Source organism: Streptococcus mitis (genome assembly GCF_003942695.1).
GTDB classification, from domain to species: domain Bacteria; phylum Bacillota; class Bacilli; order Lactobacillales; family Streptococcaceae; genus Streptococcus; species Streptococcus mitis_BD.
Window position 1 is genome coordinate 302,165 of the sequence record NZ_RJNU01000002.1, and the last position, 14,172, is coordinate 316,336.

At 40.1% G+C, this 14,172-nt stretch carries 16 protein-coding genes and 1 riboswitch; of the genes, 14 read left to right on the forward strand and 2 right to left on the reverse strand.

Translation table 11 applies throughout. The features are described from left to right. Positions 1-320 precede the first annotated feature (320 nt). From D8852_RS02740 to rpsI, 11 genes are all read left to right on the forward strand, one after another. The gene (locus D8852_RS02740) at positions 321-824 is read left to right on the forward strand and encodes a tRNA (cytidine(34)-2'-O)-methyltransferase (protein ID WP_125425133.1); all 504 of its coding nucleotides are present in this window, start codon (positions 321-323) and stop codon (positions 822-824) included. A 40-nt stretch (positions 825-864) separates the two neighbouring features. Next, positions 865-1,203: riboswitch (FMN riboswitch) on the forward strand. Between the two features lie 153 nt (positions 1,204-1,356). Further along, entirely contained in the window at positions 1,357-1,920 is a 564-nt protein-coding gene (locus tag D8852_RS02745; protein WP_125425134.1) for an ECF transporter S component, read from the forward strand. After that, positions 1,910-2,560: a phosphatase PAP2 family protein gene (locus D8852_RS02750; protein ID WP_125425135.1), complete on the forward strand. Its 651-nt coding sequence runs from the start codon at positions 1,910-1,912 to the stop codon at positions 2,558-2,560. Before D8852_RS02745 ends, D8852_RS02750 begins: the two co-directional genes overlap by 11 nt. 27 nt (positions 2,561-2,587) lie before the next feature. Then, the gene (locus D8852_RS02755; RefSeq protein ID WP_061418123.1) at positions 2,588-3,007 is read left to right on the forward strand and encodes a hypothetical protein; all 420 of its coding nucleotides are present in this window, start codon (positions 2,588-2,590) and stop codon (positions 3,005-3,007) included. Positions 3,008-3,319: 312 nt separating this feature from the next. Continuing rightward, a complete protein-coding gene (gene pheS / locus D8852_RS02760) occupies positions 3,320-4,366 on the forward strand; it encodes a phenylalanine--tRNA ligase subunit alpha (RefSeq protein WP_125425136.1) in 1,047 nt (348 codons plus the stop codon). Beyond that, the gene (locus tag D8852_RS02765) at positions 4,366-4,875 is read left to right on the forward strand and encodes a GNAT family N-acetyltransferase (RefSeq protein ID WP_125425137.1); all 510 of its coding nucleotides are present in this window, start codon (positions 4,366-4,368) and stop codon (positions 4,873-4,875) included. Before pheS ends, D8852_RS02765 begins: the two co-directional genes overlap by 1 nt. A gap of 76 nt (positions 4,876-4,951) precedes the next feature. Continuing rightward, positions 4,952-7,357, forward strand: coding sequence for a phenylalanine--tRNA ligase subunit beta (gene pheT, locus D8852_RS02770; protein WP_125425138.1), 2,406 nt, complete (start codon positions 4,952-4,954; stop codon positions 7,355-7,357). Positions 7,358-7,607: 250 nt separating this feature from the next. Then, the gene (locus tag D8852_RS02775; protein ID WP_125425139.1) at positions 7,608-8,501 is read left to right on the forward strand and encodes an ABC transporter ATP-binding protein; all 894 of its coding nucleotides are present in this window, start codon (positions 7,608-7,610) and stop codon (positions 8,499-8,501) included. Further along, positions 8,498-9,697 carry an ABC transporter permease gene (locus tag D8852_RS02780; protein WP_125425140.1) on the forward strand — a complete coding sequence of 400 codons (1,200 nt, stop codon included), beginning with the start codon at positions 8,498-8,500 and terminating at the stop codon, positions 9,695-9,697. Before D8852_RS02775 ends, D8852_RS02780 begins: the two co-directional genes overlap by 4 nt. Positions 9,698-9,907: 210 nt before the next feature. Beyond that, positions 9,908-10,354 (forward strand): 50S ribosomal protein L13, encoded by a 447-nt coding sequence (rplM, locus tag D8852_RS02785; protein WP_001044624.1) that lies wholly within the window; start codon positions 9,908-9,910, stop codon positions 10,352-10,354. Positions 10,355-10,372: 18 nt separating this feature from the next. Continuing rightward, positions 10,373-10,765 (forward strand): 30S ribosomal protein S9, encoded by a 393-nt coding sequence (rpsI, locus tag D8852_RS02790; RefSeq protein ID WP_000075969.1) that lies wholly within the window; start codon positions 10,373-10,375, stop codon positions 10,763-10,765. Between the two features lie 106 nt (positions 10,766-10,871). Here rpsI and D8852_RS10010 read toward each other — a convergent pair whose 3' ends face one another. Beyond that, a complete protein-coding gene (locus D8852_RS10010) occupies positions 10,872-12,089 on the reverse strand; it encodes a site-specific integrase (protein ID WP_185755568.1) in 1,218 nt (405 codons plus the stop codon). Positions 12,090-12,099: 10 nt separating this feature from the next. After that, on the reverse strand, positions 12,100-12,336 hold the full coding sequence (locus D8852_RS02805; protein WP_398574989.1) for a helix-turn-helix domain-containing protein: 237 nt from the start codon (positions 12,334-12,336) through the stop codon (positions 12,100-12,102). Here D8852_RS02805 and D8852_RS02810 point away from each other — a divergent pair. The 3 genes from D8852_RS02810 to D8852_RS02820 all read left to right on the forward strand — a co-directional run. Further along, complete coding sequence (locus D8852_RS02810) at positions 12,331-13,188, forward strand: ImmA/IrrE family metallo-endopeptidase (RefSeq protein ID WP_125425142.1); 858 nt, start codon at positions 12,331-12,333, stop codon at positions 13,186-13,188. The two genes, D8852_RS02805 and D8852_RS02810, sit on opposite strands and share 6 nt — an antisense overlap. 81 nt (positions 13,189-13,269) lie before the next feature. Further along, positions 13,270-13,668, forward strand: coding sequence for a hypothetical protein (locus D8852_RS02815; protein WP_125426272.1), 399 nt, complete (start codon positions 13,270-13,272; stop codon positions 13,666-13,668). A 75-nt stretch (positions 13,669-13,743) separates the two neighbouring features. Then, on the forward strand, positions 13,744-14,172 hold a 429-nt coding region (locus D8852_RS02820; protein WP_260467087.1), incomplete at its 3' end, for an MvaI/BcnI family restriction endonuclease.

Consider the following 14,172-nt stretch of genomic DNA (forward strand, 5'->3'; position numbering starts at 1 on the left):
GGAAGAAAGGGCTTTTTCAAGTTTTTGAAGATAAATATGCTTATCCTCTATAAAATGTCTCTGATTTGAAGTGATTTTACTCTCTTGCTAAGGCTATTTTGAAAGTGAATGTCTCAGTATGAAAATATAATAAAAAAAGTAAAAAAATCAAGTCGTTTCTATTGACATTGATTCTGAAAGTGTTATACTAAGGAAGTAGTTTCGCTGATTTACTTCAAACCTGTTGTGAGGTAAGTTAACGATGCCTTAACCACGCTGTTTGCTGAGCTTGACTCCGGGCAGTGTGGCTATTTTTTTGCAATGATAAAAGGAAACCCGTAATGACAAATCACATTGTATTATTCGAGCCTCAGATTCCACAAAATACAGGTAACATTGCGCGTACTTGCGCTGCCACCAATTCTCCCCTTCACATCATTAAACCGATGGGATTTCCGATTGATGACCGCAAGATGAAGCGGGCTGGTTTGGATTACTGGGATAAGCTTGAGATTTATTTTTATGACAGTTTGGAAGATTTCATGTCTCGAATGAAGGGCAAAATCTATCTGATTTCAAAATTTGCGGAAAAGGTCTATTCTGAAGCAGATTTATCGACGGACGAAGACCATTATTTTCTCTTCGGACGTGAAGATAAGGGCTTGCCTGAGTACTTTATGCGCGAACATCCCGAAAAGGCTCTCCGTATTCCTATGAATGATGAGCATGTTCGCAGTCTCAATATTTCTAATACTGTATGTATGATTGTCTACGAGGCGCTTCGTCAGCAGAACTTTGCAGGTCTTGAGCTAGTTCACACCTATGAAGCAGATAAATTGAAATAATCAAAATGCTTGCACTTGCAAGCGTTTTTTGTTAAGATTAAAGGGTCTTCAGGGCTGGGTGCAATTCCCGACCGGCGGTGACTTTAATACTCTTCGAAAATCCAATTCAAACCACGTCAGCTTCGCCTTGCCGTACTCAAGTACAGCCCGCGGCTAGCTTCCTAGTTTGTTCTTTGATTTTCATTGAGTATCATTAGGAAAAAATTTTTCCTTTAAAACTTTGTTGACAAGTTTTGCCTAACTGGAAGTTATGCCTACAGCTTGTCGCCTAGTCTAAAAGAAAAATCTCTATTTCCTTCCCTTAAAGAAGTCCGCGAGCGCAAGCTGATGTGGTGCGATTCCACAACCGACAGTATAGTCTGGATGGGAGAAGACGAAAGAATGGCTTTGTCTGTTCTGATGAGTTTATAGAGAAGTTGCAACCGCTTGCTCAAAAGAGTGAGAGGGAACTTTTGGGATATAAAAAGTGAGAATAGATAGAGGGATCCTTTCCAACTTCTTCTGATTTTATAGAAAATTGGAGGAACCTGTTATGACAAACACACGTCGACTTTCGACCATTGCGATTTTATCAGCCATTTCATTTGTGCTGATGTACTTTGACTTTCCGCTCTTGCCAGCGGCAACTTTCCTCAAGATCGAGTTTAGTATCTTGCCAGTCCTTGTGGGCTTGGTGGTGATGGATTTGCCTGCTGCTCTAGGGATTCTTTTGCTTCGATCGCTCTTGAAGTTGCTTCTGAATAGCCAAGGAGTGAACACCTACATTGGTTTGCCAATGAATATCGTAGCTTTGGGAGTTTTTGTTATCGCCTTTGGTTTGATTTGGAAAAAGGAACGCAGCACTCTTCGTTTCCTACTAGCATCTCTAGCGGGAACTATTGGGTTGACTTCTGCGATGTTGGTTCTCAACTATGTTTATGCGGTCCCTTTGTACGCGCAGTTTGCCAACTTTGATATTGAAAAAATTTTGGGACTTTCTAACTACTTGATGACCATGGTTCTACCTTTTAACCTGATTGAAGGTGTAATCTTTGCCGTTTCATTCTGGTTGTTATACGTCCTCTTGAAACCAACCTTAAAACATTATGAGAGATAAACAAACATTTTTAATGAAGGGCAGTTTTGCCCTTTTACTTTTCGTCCTTCTTGGCTATATGGTTAAGTTCTATCCTGAAACGCTGGTCGGTTTTGATCAACCGATTCAGACAGCCATTCGTGGGGACTTGCCAGATTATTTGACAGTTCTGTTCCGTGCCCTTACGCATTTGATTGATATCCCAGTGATTGTCACCTGGGTTGCCATCGCAGCCTTTATCTTTTATCATAAGCAGTGGAAGATAGAAAGCTACTTCATGGCGGGCAATCTAGCCTTAGCTGGTCTTTTAATCGTGACCTTTAAAAACATTTACCAGCGCCCACGGCCAGCTATCTTGCACCTAGTCGAGGAGAAGGGATTTTCTTTTCCAAGTGGGCATTCTCTGGCAGTGACGCTGATGGTAGGGACTTTGATTGTCATTCTCAGTCAGCGGATTAAAGATCCAGTCTGGAGAAAAATTGTGCAAATCGTCCTTGGCTTCTACCTCGTCAGTGTACTGTTATCTCGGGTCTATCTGGGAGTTCACTACCCATCAGATGTTCTTGCCAGTTTCTGTGTAGGTTTGGGAGTCTTGTTTATCGAATTTCCTCTCTATGACAAGCTTCGCTTCCAATGGCGATTTAAAGGCAAGCAGAAGTGAGTATCAAATTCCCTCGAGGAGAAAGAAATGAAAGTCAACATAAAAGATCTTCATCCGAGTCAACTATACTTATCAGAAAAGAAACTAGAAGGCATCCAGACACTTTATCAGTCGGCAGAAATAATCAATGTTGCTCCAATCAGTATTCTTGCGTTCGGAGATTACTTGTTAATTACAGATGGGCATCACAGGGCTTATCAGGCTTTATTGGCAGGTAGGAATACGATTTCTGCTGAGTGGGATAGAGATGGTGGCGATGAACTGTATCATCTCTATGCGCAAGCTTGCGAGGAAAGAAAGATTTACTCTGTCTTTGATTTAAAAGACCGTATCCTAGCTCAAGATGAGTATGAAGCAAAATGGTATAACTGGTGTGATGGTTTTAATCAAGCAGCAACTCTTTTATTGAAAAGGAAAGCAGATGAAACAGACCCTGCAAATAGGTGATGCATTGTGTCTTGTTCCTTTTTATACTGAAATTAGTCTAATCTAACTTGTTTTTTAACTAAAAATCTGATAAACTAAGTAGTAATTGAATAGGAATCCGCAAGACTAGTATCTCAGGGGAAGTATATCAGGGAGGAGAGCCGTGACTGCAAGCTCTCTATATGAAAGTTGGGTGAATTCACTTGCGCATGGATTTAGAAATGAAGGTCTGACTTGTCAGATGAAAACGGATGGTACCGCGTGTCAACGCTCCGAGTGGAGTTTTTGGCATGTGGTTTTCTTTTTATCTACGAGGGACTTGATGGAGGAATTATGTCAACTATTGAAGAACAATTAAAAGCGCTTCGCGAAGAAACGCTGGCTAGCTTGAAGCAGATTACTGCTGAAAATGAAAAAGAGATGCAGGACTTGCGTGTCTCTGTCCTTGGTAAAAAAGGGTCGCTTACTGAAATCCTCAAAGGGATGAAAGATGTCTCTGCTGAGATGCGTCCAATCATCGGGAAACACGTCAATGAAGCGCGTGATATCTTGACAGCAGCCTTTGAAGAAACGGCTAAGCTCTTGGAAGAAAAGAAAGTAGAAGCTCAACTAGCAAGTGAGAGCATCGATGTGACACTTCCAGGTCGCCCAGTTGCGACTGGTCACCGTCACGTTTTGACACAAACCAGTGAAGAAATCGAAGATATTTTCATCGGGATGGGGTACCAAGTCGTGGATGGTTTTGAAGTGGAGCAAGACTACTATAACTTCGAGCGTATGAACCTTCCAAAAGATCACCCAGCTCGTGATATGCAGGATACTTTCTACATCACAGAAGAGATTTTACTCCGTACCCACACGTCTCCAGTTCAGGCGCGTGCTATGGATGCCCATGATTTTTCAAAAGGTCCTTTGAAGATGATCTCACCGGGGCGCGTATTCCGTCGTGATACGGACGATGCGACTCACAGTCACCAATTCCATCAAATAGAAGGCTTGGTTGTTGGAAAAAATATCTCTATGGCAGACCTTCAAGGAACGCTTCAATTGATCGTTCAAAAGATGTTCGGTGAAGAGCGTCAAATCCGTCTGCGTCCATCTTATTTCCCATTCACAGAGCCATCTGTTGAAGTGGACGTTTCTTGCTTCAAGTGTGGAGGAAACGGCTGTAACGTATGTAAGAAAACAGGTTGGATCGAGATTATGGGTGCCGGTATGGTTCACCCACGTGTTCTTGAAATGAGTGGTATTGATGCGACTGTATACTCTGGCTTTGCCTTTGGTCTTGGACAAGAGCGTGTAGCTATGCTCCGCTATGGAATCAACGATATCCGTGGATTCTATCAAGGAGATGTCCGTTTCTCAGAACAGTTTAAATAATGATTAGAAAAGTAGAAAAGGCAGATATTGGGGTGTTGCCCAAAATTGCCAAACAAACCTTTCGTGAAACATTTGCTCATGATAATACGGAAGAGCAGTTACAGGAATACTTTGAAGAGACTTATAGTCTGAGAGTTTTGTCAACTGAGTTGGAAAATCCAGATTCCGAAACCTATTTCATTATGCATGAAGAGGAGATAGCTGGTTTTCTCAAAGTCAACTGGGGAAATGCTCAAACTGAGAGAGAATTAGAGAACGCTTTTGAAATTCAACGCCTCTATGTGCTACAAAAATTCCAAGGATTTGGACTAGGTAAGCAACTGTTTGAATTCGCTCTTGAACTTGCTACCAAAAATAGTTTTTCCTGGGCTTGGTTAGGTGTTTGGGAGCATAATACAAAAGCTCAAGCGTTTTATAACCGATATGGTTTTGAAAAATTTAGCCAACATAGTTTTATGGTTGGTCAAAAAGTAGATACAGATTGGTTACTGAAAAAGAAATTAAGGTAAGAAGAGGATTCTTCTATTGAAATGATAGGAAAGGAAAAGAACTAGAGTGGCAACTGTCATTCTGGAGAACTAAATTATGCTTGTATCTTATAAATGGTTAAAAGAATTGGTGGACATTGATGTGCCATCACAAGAGTTGGCTGAAAAAATGTCAACTACAGGGATTGAGGTAGAGGGTGTCGAATCACCAGCTGCCGGTCTCTCAAAAATTGTCGTCGGTGAGGTCTTGTCTTGCGAAGATGTGACAGAAACGCACCTTCATGTTTGTCAGGTTAATATGGGCGAAGAAGAGGCTCGTCAAATCGTCTGTGGAGCACCAAATGTGCGTGCAGGCATCAAGGTCATGGTGGCTCTTCCAGGAGCTCGTATTGCTGACAATTACAAGATTAAAAAAGGGAAAATCCGTGGCTTGGAGTCACTTGGAATGATCTGTTCCCTTGGTGAATTGGGAATTTCTGACTCTGTTGTACCAAAGGAATTCGCAGACGGAATTCAAATCTTGCCAGAAAATGCCGTTCCAGGTGAGGAAGTCTTCTCATACCTAGACTTGGATGATGAAATCATCGAACTTTCTATCACACCAAACCGTGCAGACGCTCTATCTATGCGTGGAGTAGCGCACGAAGTAGCAGCTATCTATGACAAGGCAGTCAACTTCAAAGAATTTACCTTAACAGAAACCAATGAAACTGCAGCAGATGCCCTTTCTGTAAGCATTGAGACAGACAAGGCACCTTATTATGCGGTTCGTATCTTGGACAATGTGACCATCGCACCAAGTCCACAATGGTTGCAAAACCTCCTTATGAACGAAGGCATCCGTCCGATTAACAATGTCGTAGATGTAACCAACTACATCCTGCTCTACTTTGGTCAACCAATGCATGCCTTTGACTTGGATACCTTTGAAGGGACTGACATCCGTGTGCGTGAAGCGCGTGCTGGTGAAAAATTGGTGACCTTGGACGGTGAAGAACGTGACTTGGAAACAAATGACATAGTCATCACTGTCGCAGACAAGCCAGTAGCTCTTGCAGGTGTCATGGGCGGGCAGGCTACAGAAATCTCTGAAAAATCTAGTCGTGTTGTCCTTGAAGCGGCTGTTTTCAATGGCAAATCGATTCGCAAGACTAGCGGTCGCCTCAACCTTCGTTCTGAGTCATCTTCTCGTTTTGAAAAAGGTATCAATGTCGCAACAGTCAATGAAGCCCTTGATGCGGCAGCTAGCATGATTGTTGATCTTGCAGGTGCGACGGTGCGTAAGGGCATCGTTTCAGCGGGTGAGCTTGACACTTCTGATGTAGAAGTTTCTTCGACTCTTGCTGATGTTAACCGTGTCCTTGGTACGGAGCTTTCATACACTGATGTCGAAGATGTCTTCCGTCGTCTTGGCTTTGGCCTTTCTGGCAATGCAGAATCATTTACAGTCAGCGTACCACGTCGTCGTTGGGATATCACCATCGAAGCTGACCTCTTTGAAGAAATCGCTCGTATCTATGGATATGACCGCTTGCCAACTAGTCTTCCAAAAGACGATGGTACAGCTGGTGAATTGACTGCGACACAAAAACTTCGCCGTCAAGTTCGTACGATTGCTGAAGGGGCAGGTTTGACAGAAATCATTACCTACGCTCTAACAACTCCTGAAAAAGCAGTTGAGTTCACAGCTCAACCAAGTAACCTTACAGAACTCATGTGGCCAATGACTGTGGACCGTTCAGTTCTCCGTCAAAATATGATTTCAGGTATCCTTGATACGGTGGCTTATAATGTGGCTCGTAAGAATAAAAACTTGGCCCTTTACGAGATTGGAAAAGTCTTTGAACAAATAGGTAATCCAAAAGAAGAACTTCCAAATGAAATCAACAGCTTTGCCTTTGCCTTGACAGGCTTGGTGGCTGAAAAAGATTTCCAAACAGCAGCAGTTCCAGTTGATTTCTTCTATGCTAAGGGAATCCTTGAAGCGCTTTTTGCTCGCTTGGGGCTTGAAGTGACTTATACAGCAACAGATGAAATTGCTAGTCTTCACCCAGGCCGTACAGCTGTGATTTCACTCGGTGACCAAGTTCTTGGTTTCCTTGGCCAAGTGCATCCAGTCACTGCGAAGGCTTATGATATTCCAGAAACGTATGTAGCGGAGCTCAACCTTTCAGCCATCGAAGTTGCCCTTCAACCAGCTACTCCATTTGTGGAAATTACCAAATTCCCGGCAGTTAGTCGTGACGTGGCTCTACTCCTCAAGGCAGAAGTCACTCACCAAGAAGTTGTAGATGCTATCCAAGCTGCAGGCGTGAAACGTTTGACAGATATCAAACTCTTTGACGTCTTCTCAGGTGAAAAACTAGGACTTGGCATGAAGTCAATGGCCTATAGCCTAACCTTCCAAAATCCAGAAGATAGCTTGACAGACGAAGAAGTCGCACGCTATATGGAAAAAATCCAAACTTCTCTCGAAGAAAAAGTCCATGCAGAAGTGCGTTAAGTCATCAATCCATCCTTCGGGGTGGATTTTTAGTTTCAAGAAGACAGTTCAGGATCAAAAATGAACAATTGGGGAGTAAAAGATCTCAGCTATACTTTATTGGGTTATAATTGCTCTATCACATGGGTGCTTAAAGACCTTGGAGAGTTTAGTTTTTAAGGAAGGATAAACAAGATAAAAATGTACATAAATCCTTGTAAAGGCTATCAAAAAGGAGTATAATAAGTGCAACATATTTCGGAGGTGGAAAATGCTAGAAGTAAGAAATCTAGAGAAAAGTTTCGGTTCCAAGCAAGTCTTGTTTGGTGTCGATTTTCAGGCAAGTCCAGGACGGATTTTGGGACTGGTCGGGAAAAATGGTGCTGGGAAAACAACGATTTTCCACAGTATGTTGAAATTTTTAGAGTATCAAGGAGAGATCATTCTGGATGGGCAGGAGATTCGTCAGGAGACCTACGCTCGGATTGGCTATCTGCCTGAGGAACGCAGCCTTATGCCTAAATTGACAGTCCTTGAGCAAGTTCGCTACTTGGCGACTCTAAAGGGCATGGATGCTAAGGAGGTCAAGGAAAAACTCCCTCAATGGATGGAGAAACTGGAAGTGAAAGGAAAGCTGACTGATAAAATCAAGAGCCTCTCCAAAGGGAATCAGCAGAAAATTCAGCTCATTATCACTCTGATCCATGAGCCAGACTTGATTATCTTGGATGAACCTTTTAGTGGTCTGGATCCAGTCAATACTGAGTTGCTCAAGCAGGTCATCTTGAAAGAGAAAGAGCGCGGTGCAATCATTATCTTTTCTGACCATGTTATGACCAACGTCGAGGAACTTTGCGATGATATTCTGATGATTCGTGATGGGCGTGTGGTCTTACATGGACCAGTCCAAGAGGTTCGCAATCAATACGGGAAAACACGTCTCTTTGTTTCAAGTGAACGAAGCAAGGAAGAACTGGAAAACCTTCCTCATGTCAAACAGGTGAGCTTGACCAAGCAAGGTAGTTGGAAATTAATCCTAGATGATGAGAACGCTGGAAGGGAACTCTTCCCAATCCTCACTCAAGGTCAATACATCGCGACCTTTGACCAACAAGCTCCAACAATCGATGAAATCTTTAAACTAGAATCAGGGGTGGAAGTATGAGAAATATGTGGGTTGTAATGAAGGAAACCTATCTTCGACATGTCAAATCGTGGAGTTTCTTCTTTATGGTGATTTCGCCGTTCCTCTTTTTAGCCTTATCTGTAGGAATTGGCTACCTCCAAGGATCTTCTATGGCCAAGAACAGCAAGATAGCAGTAGTAACAACAGTGCCATCTGTGGCAGAAGAACTCAAGGGGACCAATGGTATCAACTTTGATTATAAGGATGAAGCCAGTGCCCAGGCTGCTATCAAGGATGAGAAAATCAAGGGTTACCTAACCGTCGACCAAGAGGACAGCGTCATCAAGGTTGTCTATCATGGTGAAACCTCTCTTGAAAGTGGCATCAAGCTAGCTGTAACCAATAAGCTAAACGAACTGCAATACCAACTCAATCGTTCGGCAGCCAATTTGTCTCAAGAACAGGAAAAACGCTTGAGCCAAACCGTTGACTTCACTGAGAAGATTGATGAATCTAAGGAAAATAAAAAAATTGTTCAAACCATTGCGGCCGCAGGGCTCGGTTTCTTCCTTTATATGATTTTGATTACTTATGCTAGCGTCACTGCTCAAGAAGTGGCTAGCGAGAAAGGAACCAAAATCATGGAGGTGGTCTTCTCTAGTATCCGAGCTAGTCATTATTTCTACGCTCGCATGCTGGCTCTGCTTCTTGTGATTTTGACCCATATTGGGATTTACGTCGTGGGTGGACTGGCTGCCATTCTGCTCTTTAAAGATATCCCTATCTTGGCACAATCTGGTATTTTAAACCACTTGGGAGAGGCCTTCTCGCTCAATACCTTATTGTTTGTCTTGGTTAGTCTCTTTATGTACGTTGTTTTGGCAGCCTTCCTAGGATCCATGGTTTCTCGCCCTGAGGATTCAGGAAAGGCCTTGTCGCCATTGATGATCTTGATTATAGCAGGATTTGTCGGTGTGACCTCTCTAGGTGCTGCTGGGGACAATTTAGTTCTGAAAATTGGTTCCTATATTCCTTTCATCTCGACCTTCTTTATGCCATTTAGAGCTATAAATGGGTATGCAAGTGGTCTGGAAGCTTGGATTTCTCTAGCCATAACGGTTGCTTTTGCAGTCACTGCAACAGCCTTTATCGGACGCATGTATGCTAGTCTAGTCCTTCAAACGGATGATTTGGGAATCTGGAAAACCTTTAAACGTGCCTTAGCTTACAAATAGGAGAGCCTCGCAAAAGCGAGGTTTTTCTAGATGTTAAACAGCGAAATCAGTAAAAATATTTTTCATATCTATTGACTTTTAGTAGTAAAATTTGGTATGATAGTAGACGGTATTGTTTACCCCATTTGTAAGGCCCCGGAACCTTTCAAATACCCCGCGGACCGGAACATCCGCCCTGTAAACAAAAACGATATTCATATAGGAGAAATCATGAACAAAACTACATTCATGGCTAAACCAGGCCAAGTAGAACGCAAATGGTACGTTGTTGACGCAACTGATGTACCTCTTGGACGCCTTTCAGCAGTTGTTGCTAGCGTACTTCGCGGAAAAAACAAACCAACATTCACACCACACACTGATACAGGTGACTTCGTAATCGTTATCAATGCTGAAAAAGTTAAATTGACTGGTAAAAAAGCAACTGATAAGATCTACTACACTCACTCAAACCACCCAGGTGGATTGAAACAAATCTCTGCTGGTGAACTTCGTTCTAAAAATGCAGTACGTTTGATCGAGAAATCAGTTAAAGGTATGCTTCCACACAATACTCTTGGCCGCGCTCAAGGTATGAAATTGAAAGTATTCGTTGGAGCTGAGCACACTCACGCTGCACAACAACCAGAAGTTCTTGACATTTCAGGACTTATCTAAGGAAAGGAACAATAAAGTATGTCACAAGCACAATATGCAGGTACTGGACGTCGTAAAAACGCTGTTGCACGCGTTCGCCTTGTTCCAGGAACTGGTAAAATCACTGTTAACAAAAAAGATGTTGAAGAGTACATCCCACACGCTGACCTTCGTCTTGTTATCAACCAACCATTCGCAGTTACTTCAACTGTAGGTTCATACGACGTTTTCGTTAACGTTGTTGGTGGTGGATACGCTGGTCAAGCAGGAGCTATCCGTCACGGTATCGCTCGTGCCCTTCTTCAAGTAGACCCAGACTTCCGCGATTCATTGAAACGCGCAGGACTTCTTACACGTGACTCACGTAAAGTTGAACGTAAGAAACCAGGTCTTAAGAAAGCTCGTAAAGCATCACAATTCTCAAAACGTTAATCAACACGATTATATCAACGTTTACAAGCACTCAAGAGTTTACCTCATGGGTGCTTTTTTTATGTTTTTTGAAAAAGTTCACCTCAAAGTTTACCTTATTTTCACCTTATTGTTTTAGAGACTTTAAAGCAAATTCACCAACTGCCATAGGAACTACATTAGAAGTATTGACATAAATCTGAGTTGTACCTGTATCGCTGTGCGTTAGTGCTTCAGAAATAGCTTCTAAGCTCATTCCTGCTTGTTTAGCAAGTGTTGCTCCTGTATGTCGCAGCTTATGAGGTGTAGCATGTGCCAGCTCTTTATGTCGCTTTCTAATGCTTTTCATTTTATTGTTTAGATAGTCAGCGTGTAAAGGCTTGTTGATGTTTCCTTGGGTGTCGATATATGTAAAAACAAATTGTTTTTGTGTTTGTCTCAGTCCGAAAAGTTTGAGTTCTTCTTGTTGTTTAACTTTCCAATTTGCTAGAAGTTCCATTAATTCAGTTGGTGCTTTAAAAAGAGTTTTTTTGTTTCCTTTAGTTGATTTTACATTACCAAAACGGTCTAAAGCTTGCTCTATAAGTATTTCTTCGGTTGAAAAGTTGATGTGTTTCCATTGCAAAGCATAACTTTCTGATTTTCGGTCAGATATGAAGAAGGTAGTATAAAAGAGAGTGTAGTCTTTTAGGTCAATGATTCCTTCCTTTAAATCAGTGTCAAAAGCTTGTAACCATAATTTTAGCTCCTCTTTATCGAGAGAAAGATCTTCTTCACGTTTACTCTCTTTAAGGAGAATTTTTTTATTTGCTTTAATTCTACTAATTGTTTTTCGGAGTTTATTTGATGGAATATATTCAAGCTCCTCAGCCCAATCGAAAACAGAATTTACATAGCTCCTAATTACCTTGAAATTAGCATAACTATTTGCCTTTGGAGTAAGTAGTGATAGTACAAGTTGTTTATTATTAATCAAATGTTCTATTGAGTAATTACCTAAAATTGGAATGATATGAAGCCTAAATATATTTTCTGTTTGAAATACGGTTGCTTTAGTAGGAGGTTTTAGTGTAGTAGTAGTTTGACCTGCTTTGTATGGTTCGAGCCAAATATCTTTATAAAAGTCTTTGAATAAAATATTACCTTTATTCTTTGAATTAAAAGGTACTCTACCCAATCGAGCATTCTCAATATCAACAGTCAACTTTACTTCAGCTTCTTTAGCTTCTCTACGGGTTTTAAACCGTTTCTCATATCGCCTTCCTAAACCAAGTTTTCCCTGGACTTCATCAGGTATATACACCCTAAGTCTATATGATCCATTTTTTGTTTTAGAAATACCCATTTTTATCTCCTTATGCGCTGATTTCTAACCGTGTCATCCATTGATTTATACTTTCCTTGTTGAAACGAATAGACTTTCCAATTCGAATATAGGGTAGCCCCATTGCGATCCAAACATCTAAGGTATTATTAGATATTCCTAAATAATTGCAAGTCTGCTTTTTATTCAAGAATGGACTTTCTGATCCAATATCCTCTTTAAAGTGATGGATTTCATCTTTGATTAGTGTTGTAAGTATTTGTTGGATAAATTGTATTCAAAAGTAAGTGAAATCACAAAACAAGCCCTGTACTCTTTTATGAAAGAGGAAGAAATTTCAATACTGCACTACCACTTTCACTATTATTTTGATCATTGTATTAATAAAAATAATATCCAAGTAATCAGTCATCACTTTTCAAACCATAAGATTGAAGGATTGACTGTTATTGATGAGCTAGGCACGAGCTTTTCCTATGAGAAAGATAATCCTCTAACTAAGCGTCACTTTACATTATGTCATGAACTTGGACATTTTATTTTAAGGCATGACGGATCATATTTCACCGAATCAACTGACAATCAAGAGTCTATCGTGGAGCGAGAAGCTAACATTTTTTCTGCTATTATTCTCATGCCTGATATTGTCCTCCTGTCTAAGATTTATTATTCATGCCATTCATTTCAAAAGATTAAAGAGGATTTGGAAGTTTCAAGTCAAGCTCTATATTTCCGACTAATCGACTTATTGAGAGTTTATCAAGTGAGTACTGAGTCAGCTATTAAGAAAGTAGTAGCAGAATACGTAGAAGGTCAGAATGGATCTCTTTGTAACTATTTTCATCAAATAAAGGAAACTTTGATTGCAGAGTTTAATCAGTATCAACCATCTCTTCTGTATAGAATTAAAAAGAAAATGAAGCAAGTAAATTTTGTAACCAGTCAAGAATTTCCGGAGCTACTTGATCAAAGTAGTTGGAATGAAATCAGAAAAATAAAACATTTTAGAGTGTGGCTTGTTTACAATAAAGGTAAAGCCCTAGCCTACGTATGGGATAGCTCTAAGTTTTCAGAAAGAGAGGCGAGAAAGAAAGCAGAATTACAATTACTATTAATATGAGAATAATCAATAAATAATTTTAGAAAAAATATTACCTCAAAAAATGATATAATTAATTTAATGAGAATAAGGAGATGAATTATGTCATCAGTTATGAGTTTTTGGCCAAGTGTTTATGATAGAATAAAGAGAGGAGAAAAAAATATTGAGTTTCGGCGAGTATTTCCTAAAGAGAATAGATTTGCATATATGTATGTAACAAAACCTGTAAAAGCTATAAAAGGAATTATCTACTTTGGTGAAAAACATACTTTGAGTGAATTAAAAGTCATTTATAAAAATAATCCTAACATGCTGGCTCAAATAGAAAATAATCCAGATAGTTATAGGTTTGGAGTCGATATAATAGGTTTTAAAGAAATAGAACCAATTACATTGGAAGAATTAAGAAAAAATATTCCAGACTTTGTAGCTCTGCAATCATATTTATTATTAGAAAACAATCCATTACTTGCTGACTTTATCAAAAAAAGGGGATAAGTTCTCAAACAGAGAACCTTCACCTTTTTTATTTTTGCTATACTAAGAATATAAATTGATTAAGAAGGTAAAGCGATGACGAATAAATTTACATTAAAAGAACTTGAAGATAAATTTCATCAAATAAAGTCTAAAGATTGGAATCTTTCAAGTCGTTCTGGACCAACCGGAGTAGGTAAAACTTTTGAAGATTTACTTGATAAAAAAGAAGATAATTGTGCTAAAGCTGATTTTGGGGAATACGAAATTAAAACACATTTAGGCAAAACACGTATAACCTTGTTCACGAAGGCTCCAATCATGGATGGTAAAAAAAGGGGTGTGAATTTAGAAATAAGGGATAAATATGGGATAGCCTCTAAGACATTTCCAGAAGTTAAAACATTTTTCACTTCTCTATCATCCAAAAAACTTACAGCAACTGATGGGAAATACTCGCATCAATTCAAGTTAGAAGTTAATCGCGGTGAGAAACGGCTATATTTATTAGTATATGATAATGGG